We start from the raw sequence: 21,165 nt of genomic DNA on the forward strand, positions 1-21,165 counted from the left end.
GGTGTTCTCGCATATCCATTATAACACCTATTTTGAATTCTGCACTATATACTTTGTTTTTTCTTCCTGTTTTACCCATAAAAATATGCACCTCCAAAAGTGTCTAACTTTTGGGGTGCATATCAAAGTTCCGTCCTGCATTTTTTATCTTTATTTTTGTTTATAATAAAATAATGGAATTTTCTCTTTAAATTTTTGAATTGATACGATATAATAACTATGTATAAATTATTCCGCTGAAAGGAAGATAATAATGGAACCCACCTTTACAGTCCCTCTTTCCGAGATTATTAAGGAGCTTGCTCTCGAAACAGAGTACACTCCTTGCGACACGAAGGAAATTTTAATTTCATCAAGAGATGTCACCCGTCCGGGGCTTGAGCTTACGGGATTTATGGAATTCTTTGACCCTCAGAGAATCATACTGTTCGGTAATACCGAAACAGGTTTTTTAAATAAGTACGGCAGCGAACAGAAGTTCCATGTGCTTGAACGCTTATGCAAGCTGAAGCCGCCTGCAATAATAGTTACAAGAAATCTTCAGCCGTTTGACGAGCTGATGAAGGCTTCAAAGATGCACGGCGTGCCCATTTTACGCTCAAGCGACACAACCTCTGCTTTAAGTGCTGCGCTTGTGTCATACCTTAACGTTCAGCTTGCTCCGAGAGTCACCCGCCACGGCGTTCTTGTCGAGGTTTACGGCGAAGGTATACTTCTTATTGGTGACAGCGGTGTAGGTAAAAGTGAAACGGCGATTGAGCTTATTAAGAGAGGTCACCGTCTTATTGCGGATGACGCTGTTGAAATCAGGCGTGTTTCAAGTAAATCGCTTGTCGGTTCCTCGCCTGAAAATATCCGCCACTTTATCGAGTTGCGAGGCGTGGGCATTATCAACGCACGCCGTATCTTCGGTATGGGTGCTGTTAAGCTTACCGAGAAGATTGATATTGTTATCAATATGGAGGCATGGGACAGCTCAAAGGTGTATGACAGAATGGGTATAGACAATGAATACACTGAAATACTCGGCATTGATGTTCCGGTTCTGACAATCCCAGTAAAGCCGGGCCGTAATACGGCGGTTATTATTGAGGTTGCCGCAATGAACAACAGACAGAAGAAGATGGGTTACAATGCTGCGCAAGAGCTTCTGCAAAGCCTCGGTATGGAGGTTGAAACAGACGAAAGCAGCGGCAAGACTAATATAAACTGGTTGTGATTTTATGAGAATTATTGCTGATACACACACTCATACTATTGCATCAACTCACGCATACAGCACGGCTCAGGAGATGATAGCCGCAGCAGCCGAAAAGGGGCTTTATGCCATTGCGCTTACAGACCACGGCTATGCTATGCCCGGCTCGCCCGGAAAGTGGTTTTTTGAGTCGCTCGGGGCTATTCCATCCACTTATAATGGTGTTCGTGTTCTTAAAGGTGTTGAAGCAAATATACTGGATAAGGACGGCACTCTTGATATGACGGATGAGGTGCTTGCCGACCTTGAGTGGGTGGTAGCTTCTATTCATGGTTTGCTTTGGAAGGGCAAGCCGAGCGTTGAAGCCGTAACAAACGCATATCTGAACCTTGCGAAGAATCCAAATGTAAATGTAATAGGTCATTCAGGTACGCCAAAATTTAAGTATGATTATAATACGGTTATCCCTGAGCTTGCAAGAAACGGTAAGCTCATTGAGATAAACGACAACACCTTTTTCTTCCGTAAAAGCTCTTGCGAAAACTGTGTAGAAATTGCAAAGACCTGCAAAAAGTTTGGCGCATATGTTGTGGTTAATTCAGACGCTCATTTTTCCTCAAAGGTAGGACATTTCTCATGTGCCATTGAAATGCTTAATGAAATTGATTTTCCGCAGGAGCTTATTATAAATTCAGATGAAATCCGTTTCAAAAAGTATCTTGAGCAAAACGGAATTTCACTTGTATAGGAGTAGTATATGGTAAATATTGAAAATATAAAGCAGCTTGCACTCTCAAGAGGCTGTGACGTTAAGGAAAATGAGCCTATGAGCCGCTACACCACTTTTAAAATCGGTGGTGAAGCACAGCTTCTGGTTTCAGTGCCGAGCATTTCGGTGCTGAAAGCAATACTTATGCAGTGTGATAAGGACGAAGTTCCGGTATTTATTCTCGGCAAAGGCTCTAATTTGCTTGTTTCAGACAAAGGAATTGAGGGTGTTGTACTTAAGCTTGAGGATGATTTTAAACAGATAACGCTTGTTGAAGATGACACTGTTTATTGCGGCGCAGGGGTTAGCCTTGCAAGGCTTTGCCGCTTTGCGCTTGATAACGGACTTTCCGGTCTTGAATTTGCCTGGGGAATACCCGGCAGTGCAGGAGGAGCGGCGTATATGAACGCCGGAGCCTACGGCGGCGAGATGAAGGATGTTCTTATAAATTGTAACCATATAACAAGAAGCGGCGAAATCGGCAGTCTTTCGGGTGAAGATTTAAAGCTTTCTTACCGCCATAGTGCTTATACCGAAAACGGCAATATTATTACAGGTCTGTCGGTAAGGTTAAAAAAGGACTCTAAATCAGAGATTAACCGCAGAATGGACGAATATATGCAAAGGCGTAAGGATAAGCAGCCTCTTGAATATCCGAGTGCGGGCAGTGTGTTTAAGCGTCCGGAGGGGTATTTTGCCGGTGCGCTTATACAGGAAAGCGGACTTAAGGGAGCAAGCGTGGGCGGAGCTATGGTAAGTCCTAAACATGCCGGCTTTATTATTAATGCAGGCGGAGCAAGCTGTGATGATGTGCTGTCGCTTATTGAACATATTAAGAAAACGGTTAAGGATAATACCGGCGTTGAGCTTGAATGTGAGGTTAAGCCTGTCGGCGTTTTCTAAGGCAGGTTTTACTTTGACGAAGGCAAAAGTTCACTTCAACAGTTATTGCAAGAGGAGTAAGGCTCTCTGAGTTTCACTTTGAAGAAGGCAAAAGTTCACTGCAATGTTGTTAATATAACAATATAGCCATTATGGGGGTTAGTTATGGAATTTTTAATAATTGCGGGTCTTTCCGGCGCAGGCAAAACAGTTGCTATGCATTCGCTTGAGGATATCGGCTTTTACTGCGTTGATAATTTGCCCTCAGCGCTTATTACAACCTTTTATGATTTGTGCGGCAATTCAAATGATGAAAAAATGAAGCGTGTTGCGCTTGTTACGAATATCAGAAGCAAGGATGACTTTCTGCTTTATGACGATAGTCTTACAAAGCTTAGAAACGATAAGAAAAGTTTCAAGGTTTTATTTCTTGACGCAGCTGAAAATGTGCTGCTGACACGTTACAAGTCAACTCGCCGTAAGCATCCTTTGCACGGCAGCGGAGCATCAACAACCTCAGCCGCCGTCAAGTTAGAGTATACTCTGCTTGAGCCTATAAAGGAAAGAGCCGATTTTGTAATCGACACAACAAACCTGTCTGCCGCACAGCTTAAGGAGCGTGTTACAACGCTGTTTTTGGGTGACAGCCGTTTAGGCTTTTCAGTTACCTGTATGTCGTTTGGTTTTAAATACGGTCTGCCAATGGAGGCCGACCTTGTTTTTGACGTGCGCTGTCTGCCAAACCCGTTTTATATTGAGGAGCTTAAGTTTAAAACAGGTCTTGATCAGGATGTGCGTGATTACGTTCTCAAATGGGAGCAGACAAAAGGACTTTATGAAAAAATTGAACAATATATAGACTATGCTCTCCCGCTTTATATCAAGGAGGGTAAAAGCCAGCTTATAATCGCTTTCGGCTGTACCGGCGGTAAGCACAGGAGTGTAACTTTCGCCGGAAAAATGTATGAGCATCTGCTCGAAATCGGGCAGCCTGCGGCGGTACACCACAGGGATATTCGCAAAGCATAAAGGAATGATAATATGTCATTTTCGTTTGAAACCAAGAAAGAGCTGTGCAGCTTCGTCAACCAAAACGCTGTTTCACTGCGTGCGGAGTGCTACGGCCTTTTGCTTTTTGCAAAGCTTTTTTCACACGATAATATAATTTTTAATACAGAAAACCCGTACACAGCGGCTCGCTTTATGGATTTAATGGTTGAAGCCTTCAATGCAATAACGGAAAAAAAGACAGCCCTCACGGGTAAAAAGGATAGAGAACGGCTGTTTACACTTAGTATTCCGCTTGAGAGTGACTGCAAAAGAATTTTTTCAGAGCTTGGTCATTCGCGCAGAAGCGTTAGCCTGAGAATTAACAGGGCGAATCTTGAGGACGATATGTCGGTAGCGTCATTTTTACGGGGCGCATTTTTGTGCTGCGGAAGTGTGTCAGACCCGAAAAAGGACTACCACCTTGAATTTTCTGTGCCGTACAAAAACGCCTGTAATGATTTATGCAGGGTTATATCTGAGGTTTCCTCTCGTGGAAAAGAACCGAAGCAGCTTATGCGCAAGGGTGTGTATGTTGCTTATATAAAGGACAGCGAGGAGATAGCAGACCTGCTTGCACTTATGGGAGCGCCGATAGCGTCGATGAATCTAATGCAGGAGAAAATCCTTAAAAGTATAAGAAACGATGTAAACAGAAAGATGAATTCTGAGATGGCGAACATCAATAAAACAGCAAAGGCGAGTGCTGTTCAGCTTGAGGCAATAGAGAAGATAAAAAGGCTCAGAGGGCTCGACAGCCTGCCCGATGACTTGAGGAGCATAGCGGATTTGCGTATTGAATACCCTGAGCACTCTTTGCGTGACTTGGGTGAAATGCTGCTGCCGCCGATAAGCCGCAGCGGCGCAAACCACAGAATGAAGCGTATTTTAGAGATAGCCGAGAATATATAGGAGGAAATTATGGCGTTTGTTCATTTGCATAACCACAGCGAATACAGCTTGCTTGACGGTGCGTGCCGCCTTGAGGAGCTTGTTAAAACGGCAAAGGAAATGGGTATGAGTGCCGTTGCCGTTACAGACCACGGCTGTATGTACAGCGCCGTTGATTTTTATAAGCTTGCAAAAAAGAACGGAATAAAGCCTATTATAGGTTGTGAGGTTTATGTTGCCCCTAACAGCCGATTCGATAAAAACGGAGAGCTTGACCGTGCCAATTATCATATGGTGCTTCTGTGTGAGAACAACACAGGATATAAAAACTTAGCACAGATTTTGTCGCAGGCGTGGACAGAGGGATTTTACAATAAGCCAAGAATAGACGATAGCTTGCTTGAAAAGCACCACGAGGGGTTAATCTGCCTTTCAGCCTGCCTTGCCGGTGAAATTCCACGTCTTATCAGCCGAGGAAACTTAAATGCCGCTAAGGAAAAGGCTCTTTATTACAACAGCCTTTTCGGGCAGGGAAATTTCTATCTTGAAATGCAAAATCACGGCATTGACGAGGAACGACACGTTGCCCTTAAAATACAAAAATTAGCGGAGGAAACGGGAATACCGCTTGTTGTTACAAATGACTGTCACTACATAAATAAAGATGACAGCTACCTGCACCAGATTCTTTTGTGCATACAGACAAACCACACGATAAACGACCCTGACAAAATGGAGTTTACAACAGATGAATTCTATTTTAAGTCAGAGGAGGAGATGCGCTCACTTTTCAAGGCGTATCCTGAGGCATATGACAATACGGTGAAAATCGCACAGAGGTGCAATGTTGAATTTGAGTTTGGCAAAACAAAGCTTCCGCACTTCGAGATTCCGAACAATCAGGACCACTTTGAGTATTTTAAAAACTTATGTATTGCAGGACTTCACCGCAACTACGGCGAAAATTTATCTGATGAGCTAAAAAAAAGACTTGATTATGAGCTTTCAATAATTAAGGAAATGGGCTACACTGACTACTTCCTGATTGTTGCAGACTTTATAAACTATGCAAAATCGCAGGATATTCCTGTTGGCCCCGGCAGAGGCTCCGGCGCAGGCAGCTTGGCGGCATACTGCATAGGCATAACGGGAATAGACCCTATAAAATACAATCTTATCTTTGAAAGATTTCTCAATCCGGAAAGAGTAAGCATGCCCGACTTTGACGTTGACTTCTGCAAGGACAGACGTCAGGAGGTAATAGACTACGTTATAAGAAAATACGGCAGTGACCATGTTGCACAGATTATTGCCTTTGGCACAATGGCGGCAAGGGGAGCAATCCGTGATGTAGGACGTGCGCTTGCAATGCCATACGGAGCAGTTGACGCAGTTGCAAAGCTTGTTCCGAATGAACTCGGAATGACAATAAAAAAGGCTCTTACAATGTCCAAAGAGCTTGAGGAAAGATATAGAAATGAGGAACAGGTTAAGGTTCTTATAGACACCGCAATGAGTCTTGAGGGAATGCCGAGAAACGCCACAACCCACGCCGCAGGCGTAGTTATTACAAGAGATCCGGTAAGCTCTTATGTTCCTCTTGCAAAGAACAACGAGGCGGTTGTAACTCAGTACACAATGACAACTCTTGAGGAGCTTGGTCTTCTTAAAATGGACTTCTTAGGACTTAGAAACCTTACGGTTCTGAAGGACGCCGAAAATATGATTCTGAAGGTCAATCCGTCTTACAGCGAGCAGGACATAACCGAGAACGATAAAGCGGTATTTGAAATGCTGTCAAAAGGACAGTCGGACGGCGTTTTTCAGTTTGAGTCGCCCGGAATGAAGAGTGTGCTTGCACAGCTTAAGCCAAGCTCTGTCGAGGATCTCATAGCTGTTATTTCGCTCTACCGACCCGGACCGATGGATTCAATTCCAAGATATATCGAAAACAGGCATAATCCCAATAAGATAAAATACAAGCATCCGCTTTTAAAGAGCATACTTGACGTTACCTACGGCTGTATAGTCTATCAGGAGCAGGTAATGCAGATATTCAGAACTCTTGCAGGATATAGCCTTGGCAGAGCAGATATTGTTCGCCGTGCCATGTCAAAAAAGAAAAAGGACGTAATGGAACGTGAGCAGGAGATTTTTTTAAACGGACTTGTAGGCGAAAACGGAGAGATTGAGGTTGAAGGCTGCCTGCGCAGAGGAGTAGACAGGGAAACAGCCGTTTCTATTCTCAAAGAGATGGAGAGCTTTGCTTCCTATGCGTTCAACAAATCGCACGCAGCGGCATATGCAAACGTAGCTTACAAAACAGCGTGGATGAAGTGCCATTATCCAAAGGAGTATATGGCAGCCCTGCTTACCAGCGTGCTTGATAACCCGAACAAGCTTGCTGTTTATACATCCGAATGTGCAAGGCTGGGAATAAAGGTTTTGCCGCCGGATGTGAACATAAGTAATGTAGGCTTTACTGTATCGGGAAATGATATACGCTTTGGCTTGCTTGCAATTAAAAATCTTGGCAAGAATGTTATCGACGCTGTTATCACTGAGCGACAGACAGGCGGCAGATTTACAGGTTATTACAACTTCTGTAAGCGTTTAAACGGCAGAGGACTAAACAGTCGGGCACTTGAAAGCTTGGTGAAAAGCGGCTCGCTTGACGGTTTAGACCTTAACCGTCGTGAAATGCTCATAAATTCATCGGTAGTTCTGGACAGCCTTGACTGGGAGAGAAAGCACAATGCCATAGGACAGCTCAGCTTTTTTGACGACGAGGTAAGTGAAAAAAGCATAAACCTTGTTCGCATGGATGATTTCGGGCAGAATGACAAGCTGGCTATGGAAAAGGAAACAACAGGTATGTACTTAAGCGGCCACCCGTTGTCGGAATACGCACCGTTTTTGAAAATGATGAGAGTAGACCAAATCGGAAGAATCCTTGACCAACCTGAGCAGGGAAGCCGTGGGTACAATGATGGACAAAGAGTACGTCTGCTTGCGATAATAACCGCAGTCAAGATAAAGTCAACAAAAAATAACGATATGATGGCTTTTGTGACTGTCGAGGATATGACAGGTTCGGCAGAGCTTATTGTATTCCCTCAGCCTATGCGTGAGGGCGGCGGTGCAATTTTTGAGGGTGCAATAGTCGATGTTCAGGGTAGTGTAAATGTACGTGAGGACGAGGAGCCGAAAATACTTTGCAATGTAATCAAGCTTGCTCCCGATATAGCGCATATAGAGGAGATAGCAAAAAACGCCGCAAGGCAAGGTAATGCGCAAAATCAAACTGCTCATACACAAAACAACACTTGTCAAGCAGGCGTTGAGTGTCTGTGCCTGAGAGTGCCGAGTCTTGAAAGCGAGGAATATTTTGAGGCAAAGCTGCTTATAGATGTTTTTGACGGCAGAACGCCGCTTGTATTATATCTCTCTGAGGAAAAGCGTTATGTAAAAGCTCCAATGAATATGTGGGTAGATTTAAACCCTGTCTTGGTTTCGGAGCTTAAGCGCAGAATAGGCGAGAGCAATGTTGTTGTTAAAACAATGAGGATGTAATATGCGGTAAAATGTAAAATCAAATGACATCCTTGTTAATCTTTTGTCAATTTTGCAAAAATTAGGAAAAAGGTCTTGATTATAGACCGGATTATGTACTATAATAGTAAAAAGTAAATAGGTATAACTACTGAAATTATATATACATCGGAGGAATAAAAATGTTAAAAGATGCTATTGCTGTATTAACAAGCGGAGGAGACGCACCGGGAATGAATGCGGCTGTAAGAGCCGTTACAAGGTCTGCTATTCAAAAGGGTATCAGAGTTATAGGTGTTCACCGTGGTTACAACGGTCTTTTGAACGGTGACGTTTTCGAGATGAATCTGCGCAGTGTTTCAAATATTATTCACATCGGCGGTACAATTCTTTACACCGCAAGAAGTGAGGAGTACAACACTCCCGAAGGTGTTAAAAAGGCTGCCGACACCTGCCGTGAGCTTGGTGTTAAGGGCGTTGTTGTTATAGGCGGCGACGGTTCTTTCAGAGGCGCAAGAGATTTAACAGGTCAGGGCATACCGTGCGTTGGTATACCGGGCACAATTGATAATGATATTGCCTGCAGTGAATATACAGTTGGCTTTGATACTGCTATGAACACTGCAATGGAAATGGTAGATAAAATCCGTGATACTGCTCAGTCACACGACAGGTGCAGCGTTGTTGAGGTTATGGGAAGACGCTGCGGCGATATTGCGCTCCAGACCGGTATTGCAATCGGCGCAACTTCAATTCTTGTTCCTGAGGTTCCGTATGACCTTGATAAGGACGTTATTGCAAGAATGCTTGATTCACAGCGCAGCGGCAAAAAGCATTTCATCATTGTTGTTGCCGAGGGTGTTGGCGGCGTTGATAAGATTGCGAAGGAAATTGAGGCTAAGACGGGTATTGAGTCAAGAGCCACAGTTCTCGGTCACGTTCAGCGTGGCGGATCGCCGTCACTTCGTGACAGAGTTGTTGCAAGCGCAATGGGTCACAAGGCTGTTGAGCTTCTTTCACAGGGAATTGGAAACCGTGTTGTTGCAGTTACAGACGGCAGAATTGTTGATTATGATATTACCGAGGCTCTAAATAAGAAGAGGAAGTTTGACTATGACCTCTACAAAATTGCAATGGAGATTTCCATCTGATAATAAAATACATAGTAATATATCAGCCGAGCGGTTTTGTCCGCTCGGCTGTTTTGCGTTATATCTCAATTTCGGTTTTAAAATATTGCTCCTGAAAATTCACCTGCGCCATTATCTGCTCAGCGGTATAGTGCTTGCCAAAAGGAGCAACAACCCATTTGTCTTCAATATCATCAAGCCGGTGTATTACTGCAATTACTATGCCGGTAAATTTCTGCACAGGTGTTGATATACCGATAATGTAAGCGTCCTGTTCTTCTCCGTCAAAAGCATATATATCCTTTACATAACCGTAGTTAATCGGGTAATATATATCGGCGTGTTCCGGGTGATATGTTCCCATTTTTCTGTCAACCGTAACGGTGACTGTTTTTCCGATAATACTCATTTTTTGCTCCTCATCTCCCTGAAAAAGCTTTTCAGTATCTCGGCACATTCTTCCTGCAATACACCGCCTAAATACGGCGGTCTGTGATTATACGGCAGCTCAAGCATTTTAACAACACTTTCAATCGAGCCTGCTTTTTTGTCGGAAGCACCGTATACAAGCCGCCTTATCCGTGAGTTGATTATAGCCCCTGCACACATCGGGCAAGGCTCAAGAGTGACGTAAAGCTCACACTCCCACAGCCGCCAGCCGCCGAGCCTTTTGCAGGCGTTGTCAATTGCAATCAGCTCAGCGTGAGCTACTGCATTTTTGTCGGTTTCACGGCGGTTGTAGCCTGTGCCGACTACCTCTCCGTTTCGCACCACAACAGCTCCAACCGGGACTTCTCCTATTTTATAAGCTAAATGCGCCTGCTCAAGTGCAAGGCGCATATATTTTTCATCATTGTTCATAGTTAACCAAAAGAATAGTATGCAAAAACCGTTTCAAGCGCCATAATGACGATAAAAACTATCATTCCGGGCGACGAGATGAATGCAAGCGATTTCTGCGAGTCGGATATTTTAGATTCGGGTCGTTCAAAGTGCATAAAATCCTTGTCTCGCTTTGAAAGCATTGCAAAGGCTACAATTGCCAAAATGGAGAAAAGAACATAATACGCAATCATAACGGCGTACACTATATTTTCGTCAACTACCTGAACAAGAATACTCTGCACAACAGACAGCAGATTATTAATGCAGTGCAAAATCATTGAGGGAATAAGCGAGCCGGTATAAATCGTTAGAAATGCAAAGAACATTCCACCGGCGATTGCAAACGGAATTTGCCCCAAGTTGCCGTGAATCAAGCCGAATATAACTGAGGACATAACTATTGCAAACCCCTGACCGTAAGGCTTTAGCGAGCCGAGCAGTGCTCCACGAAAGAAAAACTCCTCGCTTATCGCCGGAACAATGGCTGTGCAAAGTATTTGAACGACAATATAGAATAAATCTATCTCAGTAGAAAAACCGCTGGTTTCATATGATTTGTTTTCAATGCCGATAAGAGAAAGATTGTTTGCAACAAGCTGGGCAAGAAGATTGCAAACAGGGATTGCGCCAAGCCCTACAAAAAAAGCGGCAGTGCAGCGTTTTAAGCTTTTGGTGCGCTTAAACGTCATCACGTTCTTAAGCTTTGTGTGAGTAAGCCCAAGAAGCATAAAGCCGGAGATGAACATTGCAATCATCGCTCCAATTGAGTTGACAAGGCTTGCAATATTTTCGTATTGCGGTGAATCCTGAGATGGCAATAGGGCGATTGTAAGAAAAATAACTATTATATACATTGCCATATGCACAGTAAAGGCTGCCCAGCCGGCTCTGTTTCCGAGCTTTCGTACAATGTGTTCTTCATTATGCTTTTGCCGAACGAGTATCTCTTCCGGTGAAGGAGTATAGCTGTATTGCCGTTGCTGAGGCGGTGCGTACATAGCAGGCTCAGGCGGTAAAAAATAATCCTGCGGATTTGTGCCTGCGGTGTAGCCTTGCTGAGGGCTGCTGTTATAAATTTGCGGCTGAGTATATCCCTGAGGTGGTTGATTGAATGGCGGATAAACACTGCCGTTTGGGCCAAAGCTTTGATTGTTCATTATAAAACCTCGTTGTTTTTGATAAATTTTTACAATGCAATTATAGCATTTCAGGGTAAATAAATGCAACCTTATAAATATAAAGTTTTAATTAATTTGTAGATAAGGCAAGGACGTTTGGCTTATCTTTACGCTTATGTTATTTCTCTCAAGCTTTTGCACATAAATTTTTCTTGAAAATAATTGGTTATTATGTGAAAATTTATTTGAATGATTGATAAAAATAAATTTTATGGTATAATTATAAGAATAAAATACAAGAGGATGGGAAAGCAGATGGGTTCAGATAACAACAGAATTAAAGCCAGAGAACAGGCATTCTGCCTTTGCTTCAGCGCAGAGCTTGCACAGGATAAGCCGGACGAGGTAATTGAGGCATATTCAGAGGTTGAAAAGCCGCTTGAATTTGCCTGTGAGCTTGCAAGAGGTTGTGTGAGCAATGCTGAGAAATGCGACGAAATTATTAGCCGCTACCTTAAAAAATGGAAGCTGTCAAGAATTCCGAAGGTGTCTAAAACACTTTTGCGCCTTGCGGTATATCAGCTTGTCTTTTGCCCTGACAATACAATAGGTGAAAACCCCGTCGGAATTATTATAAACGATGCGGTTCGCCTTGCAAAAATATACGCAACAGACGAGGACGCCGCCTTTATAAACGGTGTTTTGGGCAGCGTTGCAAATGCGCTTGAAAGCGGCGAGCTTACAGCTGAGGGTGTAAAAGCCGATGAATAAGGCTTATCTTGCATTCGACACAAGTAACTACACAACCTCGGCGGCTGTATATTCAGGCGGTGAAATTCTTCAGAGCAAAAAACTTTTGCCCGTAAAAAAGGGTCAAGCAGGACTTAGGCAGAGTGATGCGGTGTTTCACCATACGGCGCAGCTTCATACAGTTTTAGATGCGCTTGATTTGTCGGACTGTAAAATTGAGGCGGTTGGAGCGTCGTTCACACCGAGAAGTGAGGAAGGCTCATATATGCCGTGTTTTACAGTCGGAAGCTCGTCAGCACATATAGCGTCAAAGCTTTTGGGTGTGCCGCTGTATTCGTTTTCACACCAGCAGGGGCATATTGCCGCCGCAGTTTATTCAAGCGGAAGAAACGACCTTTTAAACCGCACCTTCATTGCCTTTCATATTTCGGGCGGCACAACCGAGGCTGTGCTTGTTTCTCCCAATGAAGAAAAAATAATATCAACTCAGATTATTGCGCAAACCCTTGATTTAAACGCTGGTCAGACGGTTGACAGAGTGGGACTTATGCTCGGACTTGATTTTCCTTGCGGAGCGCTTCTTGAACAGCTTGCACTGAAAAGTGAGAAAGACTACAATCCAAAGCCGACACTTAAGGGCTGCAACTGCTGTTTGTCGGGACTTGAAAACAAGTGCAGAAAAATGCTTGATGACGGTGTATCCGGCGAGGATGTTGCTCTTTTTTGCCTAAAATATATCGAAAAAACGCTCATATCAATGAGCCGTGAGCTTATCAAAGAATATGGAAGTCAGCCAATACTCTTTGCAGGAGGAGTAATGAGCAACTCAATAATAAAAGAAGGCTTAAGTCGAGAGATTGACTGCTGCTTTGCAAAACCTGAGTTTTCCTGTGATAACGCCGCAGGTGTGGCGTATCTTACATATCTTGCACATCAGAGGTGAACGCTTTGAGCGTTGGAATACTTACTGTATCTCAAATTAACTTTTATATAAAATCAATAATAGATAACGACCCAAAGCTTAAAACTGTATTTGTCTGCGGTGAGCTGTCAAACTTCACAAGGCACTATAAGTCCGGTCACCTGTACTTTTCGCTTAAGGACGATAAGGCGGTCATCAAGTCGGTTATGTTCTCGTTTGCTGCGTCAAGGCTCCGCTTTGCACCGTCAGACGGTATGAAGGTTATCGTAAGAGGAAAAATATCCGTTTATGAGCCGAGCGGTCAATATCAGCTATATGTTGAGGATATGCAGCCGGACGGAGCAGGTGCACTTGCGCTTGCATATGAGCAGCTTAAATCAAAGCTTGAAAATGAAGGGCTTTTTGGTGTTGAGCATAAAAAGCCGCTGCCGCCGTTTCCAGAAAGGGTCGGCGTTATTACCTCGCCGACAGGAGCTGCAAGGCGTGATATTGAAAACATTATCTCTCGCCGTTATCCGTCAGCCGAGATTATTCTGTATCCTGTAACAGTTCAGGGCGATACAGCACCGGGGCAGCTTATCAGGGCTTTGGAGTATATGGACAGTAAAAGCGACGTTATAATAATCGGCAGAGGCGGAGGCTCGGCAGAGGATTTGTGGGCATTCAACGATGAGGGACTTGCACGGAAAATATTTGACTGCAAAACACCGGTCATCTCAGCAGTAGGGCATGAAACCGATTTCACAATATGCGACTTCGTTTCGGATATGCGAGCACCGACACCGTCTGCTGCGGCAGAGCTTGCCGTTCCGGACAGAGAAGAGCTTTTAAATTCGATTATGCAAAGGCGTTTCACGCTTTTACAGCTTATGAAATCAAGAATAAACAACGGTGAGGAAAAGCTAAGAGCGGTGCGCCGCAGTGTGCTTTTTTCTCCTGAAAAATATATAGCTGAGCAATCGCTCAAGGCAGACGTATGTACACGCAGATTTAAATCGGCGGTTGACAAATATATTTCTGACAAAGAAAATTCGCTCAAATATTCGGCGGCAGCTTTAATGCATTTAAGTCCGCTTAATATTCTCTCAAGAGGCTACGCTTTGCCGACAAAGGATGGAAAAACGGTAAAATCGGTTAAGGAAATATCATTGGGCGAAAAATTCAGATTAATTTTAAATGACGGCAGTGTTAACTGCATAGCGGAGGAAATAAATGGATAATAATATTTCATACGAGGAAGCGTTGAAAAGAATTGACGAGATTGTTGATTGTCTTGAAAGGGGAGAGGTACCTCTTGACGAGGCGTTAAAGCTATTTGAAGAGGGTACGGCGCTTACAGGCTTGTGCTATGAAAGGCTTGAAAACGCAAAGCAAAAAATAACCGAAATAAAGGTGGATGAGAAAATTGAGCAATAACGCTGTAAATCAAGATATAAGGCTTATTGAGGAGGCTCTTGAAAAATTTCTGCCGAACGATAACTGCCTTGAAAAAAATGTTATTGATTCTATGCGATACAGCCTTATGGCAGGCGGCAAACGTGTTCGTCCGAGATTGGTGCTTGAGTTTGCACGCTTGTGCGGCGAAAGTGTTGACGATGTTATGCCGTTAGCCTGCGCAGTTGAAATGATTCATACCTATTCGCTTATACACGATGATTTGCCGTGTATGGATGATGACGATACACGCCGAGGAAAACCGTCTAACCACAAGGTTTTCGGTGAAGCTGTTGCCCTGCTTGCGGGGGATGCATTGCTGACTCTTGCATTCAAGACGATTTTTTTCGGTCTTAACTCTAAAAATGCTTGCAGAAAAGCAAAATGCGCAGAGCTTCTTGCTGAATTTTCGGGCGCTTTAGGAATGATAGGCGGACAGATAATAGACATTGAAAGCGAGGGAAAGGCTCCGCAAAGAGAAAGACTTGAAATAATGGATAAAAAGAAAACAGGCTGTCTTATTAAGGTTGCTTGCTTGCTCGGCTGTGTTGGCTCCGGCGTATTTGACGAAGAAAAGCTCAACGCCGCTGAAAGCTACGGCGAAAGCATCGGGCTTGCGTTTCAGGTTATTGACGATATACTTGACGTTACCTCCACCACTCAGCAGCTTGGCAAGCCTGTCGGCAGCGACTTGGAGCAGAATAAGGCTACATATGTTTCATTGCTCGGCATTGACGAGTGCAGACGTCTTGCAGGCGAACTGACAGATAAGGCGATAAAAAGCTTAGATGCGTTTGACGGTGACAGTACAGCTTTAAAGGAGCTTGCACTATCACTTTCAAAGCGCAAGATTTAAACAATGGGGATAGAAATAAAAGGGACAGAGAGAAATGGAAGATAAATCAGTTGTTGAAACGGTGAAATCACCGAAAGAACTTCAAAAACTGAATGAAGAACAGCTTGAGCAGCTTTGCAGCGAAATACGCCGGATAATAGTGAGTGTCGTTTCAAAAAACGGAGGGCACCTCGCTTCAAACCTTGGAACTGTTGAGCTTACAGTTGCCCTGCACAGAGTTTTCGGCAATGAAGGCGACAGCCTTGTCTGGGACGTAGGACATCAAAGTTATACCCACAAGATACTTACAGGCAGGCTTGACGATATATATTCAATCCGCACAGAGGGCGGTATATCAGGCTTTCCAAAAAGGGAGGAAAGCCCGTATGACGCATTTAATGTCGGTCACAGCAGCACCTCAATTTCAGCAGCTTTTGGCATAGCCGTTGCAAAGCAGCTTCGTTCATTAAGCGGCAGCACAGTCGCTATTATCGGTGACGGTGCGTTAAGCGGCGGTTTGGCTTTTGAGGGACTCAACAACGCAGGTAAATTCAAGAAAAATTTTATAGTTGTGCTTAATGACAACAAAATGTCAATTTCACGCAACGTTGGTGCGCTTGCAAGATACCTTGGCGGTATAAGAATGAGCCCGAAGTATTTAAGGCTTAAATCAAGAGTTGAGCGTGTTCTTATAAAAACACCGATACTCGGAAGTCCTGTTAGAAAGCTTCTTAAGCGTTCAAAATCAAGAATGAGGAACCTTGTTTATAAGAGGACTATTTTTGACGATTTGGGCTTTGCATATTACGGACCTGTTGACGGTCATAATATTCAGGAGCTTGAGCGTGCCTTTTTAGCGGCAAAAAGTGTAAACGGCCCGGTTATGGTTCATGTTGTTACAACAAAGGGCAAGGGCTACACCTTTGCCGAGAATGACCCTAAGAGCTTTCACGGCGTCGGCAGTTTTGACATTGACACAGGTGAGTCGATAAGCTCAAAACGAGATTTTTCGGGTGTATTCGGCGATAATCTGCTTGACCTTGCTTATGACAATGACAATATTTGCGCCATTACAGCCGCAATGGCAACAGGCACAGGTCTTGTTAAATTTGCGAAAAAGCACAAGGAACGCTTTTTTGATGTCGGCATAGCTGAGGAACACGCCGTTACCTTTGCCTGCGGTCTTGCTGTAAAGGGAATGATTCCGGTGTTTGCCGTTTATTCTACCTTCTTACAGAGAAGTATTGACCAAATTATACACGATGCTGCTATGCAGAACCTGCATATTATTCTTGCCGTTGACCGTGCAGGAGTAGTCGGAACAGACGGCGAAACGCACCAGGGTGTTTTTGATGTTGCACTGTTAAACTCCGTTCCGAATATCACAATATACAGTCCGTGCTATTTTGACGAGCTTGAATACAACCTCAGGGCGGCAATTTACAGCGACAGCGGCGTTGTAGCCGTGCGCTATCCTAAAGGCGGTCAGCCGTACAAGCCGCTTGACTATAACTGCACAAATAATTCGTTTGATTTTTATGGCGACAAAAATGCCTCTGTTTTGCTCGTAACCTACGGCAAGCTGTTTTCAAAAGCCTGCCGTGCGCTTGAAATGCTTAAGGAGAGCGGAAAGAGCCTTTGCATCTTAAAGCTTAACAGGATAAAGCCTGTTGACACAAAGGCTATTATGCAATCGCTTAAATTTAAGAAAATTCTCTTTTTTGAGGAGGGAATGAAATCAGGCGGAGTAGGCGAAAGCTTTGAGATAAAGCTTGATGAATTGGATTATTGCGGCAAATGCAAGGTGTTTGCCATAGAAGATGAATTTGTGAAGCAGGCAAGCGTTGACCGCTCGCTTGAAAAACTGGGACTTGATGAAAAATCAATGGCTGACGCTGTTTTACAGGCGGAGCAGGAGGTGTAACTATGGCGGAGAAGAAAAGGCTTGATACCCTTGTGTTTGAACAGGGCTATGCTCAGAGCAGAGAAAAGGCTAAGGCGTATATTATGGCAGGCCTTGTTTACTGTGACAACCAAAAGGCGGATAAGCCCGGTGCTGTCTACCCTGTTGATGTTAAATTGGAGGTTCGTGCCTCAGCTCCAAAATACGTCAGCAGAGGCGGCTTTAAGCTTGAAAAGGCAATGGCTGAATTTGGAATTGATTTGAACGGAAAAATCACAATGGATATAGGAGCCTCAACAGGTGGCTTTACCGACTGTATGCTTCAAAACGGCGCACTAAAGGTGTATTCGATAGACGTTGGCTACGGCCAGCTTGACTGGAAGCTCAGAAATGACAGTCGAGTGGTAAATATGGAGCGGCAGAATATCAGAAAGCTCCAAAAGGAGCAGGTGGAGGATGAAATTGACTTCTTCAGCGTTGACGTTTCGTTCATCTCACTTCGTCTTGTTCTGCCGGTTGCAAGGCAGTTCCTTAAGGACGGCGGCAGGGCGGTTTGCCTTATAAAGCCGCAGTTTGAAGCAGGGCGTGAAAACGTGGGCAAAAAAGGCGTTGTGCGTGACCCAAAGGTTCATCAAAGCGTAATTGAGCAGATAACCGCATTTTGTCTTGATAACGGCTTTAATGTTTTAGGTCTTGACTTTTCGCCAATCAAGGGACCCGAAGGGAATATAGAATATCTTATATACATTGAAAAAACAGACGGTGAAACACAGATGCTCACCGATAAAACGCCGCTAATGCTCACTGAGGACTCACATAAGGCGCTTGACAAAAGGGAGTGAAAGCGTTGAAAACAGCAATTATACCGAACCCGACTAAAAATGGCGCTGTTGAATTTACAAAGAAAGCAGTAAGAGTAATAGAAAGCTGCGGCGGCACTGTATTGATGAATGATGAATTCAAAGACGCTTTTTCGGGGTTTGAAAATATAGTTTTTTATAATGATACGGAGCTTATGGTAAAGCACTGCGATATAGTAATAGCAGTAGGTGGTGACGGCACGATAATAAAGGCGGCAAAATACGCCTGCGCCGAAAGCCGCCCCATACTCGGTGTAAACTTTGGCAGAATCGGTTTTGTAGCCCAGCTTGAGCCTTCCGAGCTTGATAAGCTCTACGGCATAATTAAGGGTGAATTCAAAACCGAGAAGAGAATGATGCTTAAGGCAGAAATAAATACAAAAAGCGGAGAGCACAGCGTTTTTTACGCACTCAATGACGTTGTTATCTCAAGAGGCTCATTTTCAAGGATAGTTGATTTTACAATAGGACACAACGAGCGTGAAATCTGTTCCTACCGTGCAGACGGTTTAATCTTCTCAACGCCGACAGGCTCAACGGCTTATTCTTTGTCAGCGGGCGGTCCTGTTGTCGAGCCGACAATGGATTGTATCGTTTTTACTCCGGTGTGTACACATTCGATTTTTTCCCGTCCAATCGTTTTTTCTGCCGACTCAGTCTTAAGTGTTTCGGCGGAGTGTGACGATTCCTGCGAGGCTATTGTAACAGTTGACGGGCAAAACTCAAAGAAGCTGTGCGCAGGCGATGCTGTAAAAATCTCACGAGCAGACAGGGAAGTACAGCTTATTATTACAAACGAAAAAACCTTTTACAGTGTGCTCGGCGATAAACTAAATCGCCGTACCGAATGAGGATGAAATGAAATGAAATCAAAAAGACAGACCAAAATACTGGAGCTTATTAGTACAAGCGAAATAAACACACAGGACAGCTTGCTTGCAAAGCTTAACGAGTGTGGCTTCAATGTAACGCAGGCAACAGTTTCAAGAGATATAAAGGAGCTTAAGCTGCAAAAGGTTGTGACCAGCGGCGGCAAATATAAATACGCTTCCGCTTCAAAGGTGCCGCAAAGCCTTACAGGCAGCTTTAATTCGCTGTTTTCTGGTTCCGTAACCTCAATTGACTACGCAGGAAATATGATAGTTTTGAAAACAGTAAGCGGAATGGCGCAGGGTGTTTGCGCCGCAATGGACGCAGTTGAAATTGACGGAGTTGTTGGCACTATTGCAGGTGACGACACTATATTTGTAGTGGCAAGGAACGATGCACAGGCGGCTTCGATTGTGTCCTTTCTTAAAAAAATTGTCTGAGAGGTGACAAAAATGCTCGATACCCTATACATCGAAAACATAGCTGTAATTGAAAAAACCTCAATTGATTTTACCGAGGGTTTTAATGTTCTCACCGGTGAAACAGGTGCGGGCAAATCAATTGTCATTGACTCTATAAACGCTGTTTTGGGTAACAGAACATCAAAGGAGCTTATACGAACAGGTGCTAAAAAGGCTGTTGTGAGCGCTCAATTCTCAGACATTTCCGATAAAACCGTAAATGTCCTTGAAAAGCTCGGGTGTAAAAATGATGACGAGCCGAAAAGTCTTGTTATTAACCGAGAGATAAGCGCAAGCGGCAAGAATTTGTGCCGTGTCAACTGTATTCCTGTTCCCGTTGCCGTGCTTAAGGAGATAGGCTTGACGCTTATCGACATTCACGGACAAATGATGAGCTACGAGCTTATGAACGGTGAAAAGCACCGTGAATATATTGACGATTACGCTAATACAGCGCTTCTTTTGGGCGAATATCGTCAGGTTTTCCATCAGCTTAAGGACTGCAAGCACCGACTTGACAAAGCTGAAACCGACGATAATGAGCGTGAAAGCAGAATAGATATTTTAAAATATCAGATAAACGAGATTGAGCAGGCAGACGTAAAGGACGGCGAGCTTGAATTACTCAAGGAACAGCGCATAGTGTGCAGAAACAGGGAAAAAATTGCCGAGTCGCTTGCCTATGCTTACGCACAGCTTTGCGCAGGTGAGGAATACAGCGTATTGTCCGCTATTCAGAATGCGGTGCAAAGCCTTGGGCAAACATCAGCACTTGTGCCGGAGCTTGCAAAAATCGCTGAAAGACTCGATAATGTGTATTACGAAATTGACGATTGCATAGACTGTGTTTCCTCTGTTATGGAGGAGCGTGAAAACGACGAAATAAGCCTTGAAGATGTCGAAAACCGCCTTGACCTTGTGCAGAAAATAATTAAGAAGTACGGGCCTGAATATTCCGATATTCAGAGTTTCCTTGAAAATGGCAAAAAGGAGCTTCAAAGTTTGTTGTCCTATGAGGAGAATATGGAGGCTCTGCTTGATGAATACAACGAGCTTGCCACCCGTGCGCTCGGCTTGGCAAATGAGATTTCACAGCTTAGAAAAACCGGAGCGCAGGAGTTTGTCGCTGCTGTTGAAGCACAGCTTACTTATCTGGATATGCCGAATGTTCGTCTTGTGGTTAACATAGAAAAGACAAAGCTTACAGAAAACGGCATTGATAAAATAGAGTTATTAATTTCGGCAAACCCCGGTGAAGAGCCGAAGCCTGTGTCAAAGATTGCGTCAGGCGGCGAGCTGTCAAGAATTATGCTGTCGATAAATAATGTGCTTACCGATTCTGACTCGGCTTCAACTATGATATTCGATGAGGTCGATGCAGGTATAAGCGGCAGTGCGTCGCAGAAGGTAGGTCAGAAGCTTAAGGCTGTGTCAAGCGGACGTCAGGTTATATGCGTAACACATCAGGCTCAGATTGCCGCACTTGCAGACACGCATTTTCTAATCAAAAAAAATGTTAGGGACGGCAAGACCTTCACTGAGGTTAAAAAGCTGAGCTATGAACAGCGCAAGACGGAGCTTGCAAGAATTATCGACGGTCTGAATATAACTGAAATATCGTTAAGACACGCAGAAGAAATGATGAATAAGAAATAAAC

20 protein-coding genes are annotated in these 21,165 nt (G+C 43.9%); 17 read left to right on the plus strand and 3 right to left on the minus strand.

All coding sequences use genetic code 11. The features are described from left to right. The first annotated feature begins 253 nt into the window (after window positions 1–253). From hprK to pfkA, 7 genes are all read left to right on the plus strand, one after another. Window positions 254–1,219: an HPr(Ser) kinase/phosphatase gene (gene hprK / locus GMA13_RS04350; protein WP_255882917.1), complete on the plus strand. Its 966-nt coding sequence runs from the start codon at window positions 254–256 to the stop codon at window positions 1,217–1,219. Window positions 1,220–1,223: 4 nt separating this feature from the next. Next, window positions 1,224–1,946 (plus strand): phosphatase, encoded by a 723-nt coding sequence (locus GMA13_RS04355; protein ID WP_255882918.1) that lies wholly within the window; start codon window positions 1,224–1,226, stop codon window positions 1,944–1,946. Window positions 1,947–1,955: 9 nt separating this feature from the next. Beyond that, window positions 1,956–2,870, plus strand: coding sequence for a UDP-N-acetylmuramate dehydrogenase (gene murB, locus GMA13_RS04360; RefSeq protein ID WP_255882920.1), 915 nt, complete (start codon window positions 1,956–1,958; stop codon window positions 2,868–2,870). A 144-nt stretch (window positions 2,871–3,014) separates the two neighbouring features. Next, entirely contained in the window at window positions 3,015–3,878 is an 864-nt protein-coding gene (gene rapZ, locus GMA13_RS04365) for an RNase adapter RapZ (protein ID WP_255882921.1), read from the plus strand. 12 nt (window positions 3,879–3,890) lie between these two features. Then, window positions 3,891–4,808: a DNA-binding protein WhiA gene (whiA, locus tag GMA13_RS04370; RefSeq protein ID WP_255882923.1), complete on the plus strand. Its 918-nt coding sequence runs from the start codon at window positions 3,891–3,893 to the stop codon at window positions 4,806–4,808. A gap of 9 nt (window positions 4,809–4,817) precedes the next feature. Further along, a complete protein-coding gene (locus GMA13_RS04375) occupies window positions 4,818–8,360 on the plus strand; it encodes a DNA polymerase III subunit alpha (RefSeq protein ID WP_255882925.1) in 3,543 nt (1,180 codons plus the stop codon). A gap of 161 nt (window positions 8,361–8,521) precedes the next feature. Then, window positions 8,522–9,490, plus strand: coding sequence for a 6-phosphofructokinase (gene pfkA, locus GMA13_RS04380; RefSeq protein ID WP_255882926.1), 969 nt, complete (start codon window positions 8,522–8,524; stop codon window positions 9,488–9,490). Between the two features lie 58 nt (window positions 9,491–9,548). Here pfkA and GMA13_RS04385 read toward each other — a convergent pair whose 3' ends face one another. From GMA13_RS04385 to GMA13_RS04395, 3 genes are read right to left on the minus strand one after another with little or no spacing between them, the layout of a single operon-like run. Beyond that, the gene (locus GMA13_RS04385) at window positions 9,549–9,878 is read right to left on the minus strand and encodes an inorganic pyrophosphatase (RefSeq protein ID WP_255882927.1); all 330 of its coding nucleotides are present in this window, start codon (window positions 9,876–9,878) and stop codon (window positions 9,549–9,551) included. Further along, window positions 9,875–10,330: a tRNA adenosine(34) deaminase TadA gene (tadA, locus tag GMA13_RS04390; protein WP_255882928.1), complete on the minus strand. Its 456-nt coding sequence runs from the start codon at window positions 10,328–10,330 to the stop codon at window positions 9,875–9,877. The genes GMA13_RS04385 and tadA overlap by 4 nt, the downstream gene beginning before the upstream one ends. A gap of 2 nt (window positions 10,331–10,332) precedes the next feature. Then, on the minus strand, window positions 10,333–11,511 hold the full coding sequence (locus tag GMA13_RS04395; protein ID WP_255882929.1) for a type II CAAX prenyl endopeptidase Rce1 family protein: 1,179 nt from the start codon (window positions 11,509–11,511) through the stop codon (window positions 10,333–10,335). Window positions 11,512–11,787: 276 nt separating this feature from the next. On the opposite strand from GMA13_RS04395, the gene nusB reads away from it, so the two are divergent. From nusB to recN, 10 genes are read left to right on the plus strand one after another with little or no spacing between them, the layout of a single operon-like run. Next, entirely contained in the window at window positions 11,788–12,243 is a 456-nt protein-coding gene (nusB, locus tag GMA13_RS04400) for a transcription antitermination factor NusB (RefSeq protein ID WP_255882932.1), read from the plus strand. Further along, window positions 12,236–13,165, plus strand: a complete 930-nt coding sequence (locus tag GMA13_RS04405; RefSeq protein ID WP_255882933.1) for a peptidase M22 — start codon at window positions 12,236–12,238, stop codon at window positions 13,163–13,165. Before nusB ends, GMA13_RS04405 begins: the two co-directional genes overlap by 8 nt. 5 nt (window positions 13,166–13,170) lie before the next feature. After that, complete coding sequence (gene xseA / locus GMA13_RS04410; protein ID WP_255882934.1) at window positions 13,171–14,364, plus strand: exodeoxyribonuclease VII large subunit; 1,194 nt, start codon at window positions 13,171–13,173, stop codon at window positions 14,362–14,364. Continuing rightward, window positions 14,357–14,560 carry an exodeoxyribonuclease VII small subunit gene (xseB, locus tag GMA13_RS04415; protein WP_255882935.1) on the plus strand — a complete coding sequence of 68 codons (204 nt, stop codon included), beginning with the start codon at window positions 14,357–14,359 and terminating at the stop codon, window positions 14,558–14,560. Before xseA ends, xseB begins: the two co-directional genes overlap by 8 nt. Next, window positions 14,550–15,434 (plus strand): polyprenyl synthetase family protein, encoded by an 885-nt coding sequence (locus GMA13_RS04420; protein ID WP_255882936.1) that lies wholly within the window; start codon window positions 14,550–14,552, stop codon window positions 15,432–15,434. Before xseB ends, GMA13_RS04420 begins: the two co-directional genes overlap by 11 nt. Window positions 15,435–15,468: 34 nt before the next feature. After that, window positions 15,469–17,337, plus strand: coding sequence for a 1-deoxy-D-xylulose-5-phosphate synthase (gene dxs / locus GMA13_RS04425; RefSeq protein WP_255882937.1), 1,869 nt, complete (start codon window positions 15,469–15,471; stop codon window positions 17,335–17,337). Between the two features lie 2 nt (window positions 17,338–17,339). Beyond that, on the plus strand, window positions 17,340–18,158 hold the full coding sequence (locus GMA13_RS04430; RefSeq protein WP_255882938.1) for a TlyA family RNA methyltransferase: 819 nt from the start codon (window positions 17,340–17,342) through the stop codon (window positions 18,156–18,158). 5 nt (window positions 18,159–18,163) lie between these two features. Beyond that, on the plus strand, window positions 18,164–19,027 hold the full coding sequence (locus GMA13_RS04435) for an NAD(+)/NADH kinase (protein WP_255882939.1): 864 nt from the start codon (window positions 18,164–18,166) through the stop codon (window positions 19,025–19,027). 12 nt (window positions 19,028–19,039) lie between these two features. Further along, a complete protein-coding gene (gene argR / locus GMA13_RS04440; RefSeq protein WP_255882940.1) occupies window positions 19,040–19,486 on the plus strand; it encodes an arginine repressor in 447 nt (148 codons plus the stop codon). Between the two features lie 12 nt (window positions 19,487–19,498). After that, window positions 19,499–21,163 (plus strand): DNA repair protein RecN, encoded by a 1,665-nt coding sequence (gene recN, locus GMA13_RS04445; RefSeq protein WP_255882941.1) that lies wholly within the window; start codon window positions 19,499–19,501, stop codon window positions 21,161–21,163. Window positions 21,164–21,165 lie beyond the last annotated feature (2 nt).

Source organism: Ruminococcus sp. zg-924, from assembly GCF_024433635.1.
Taxonomy (GTDB): domain Bacteria; phylum Bacillota; class Clostridia; order Oscillospirales; family Acutalibacteraceae; genus UBA7067.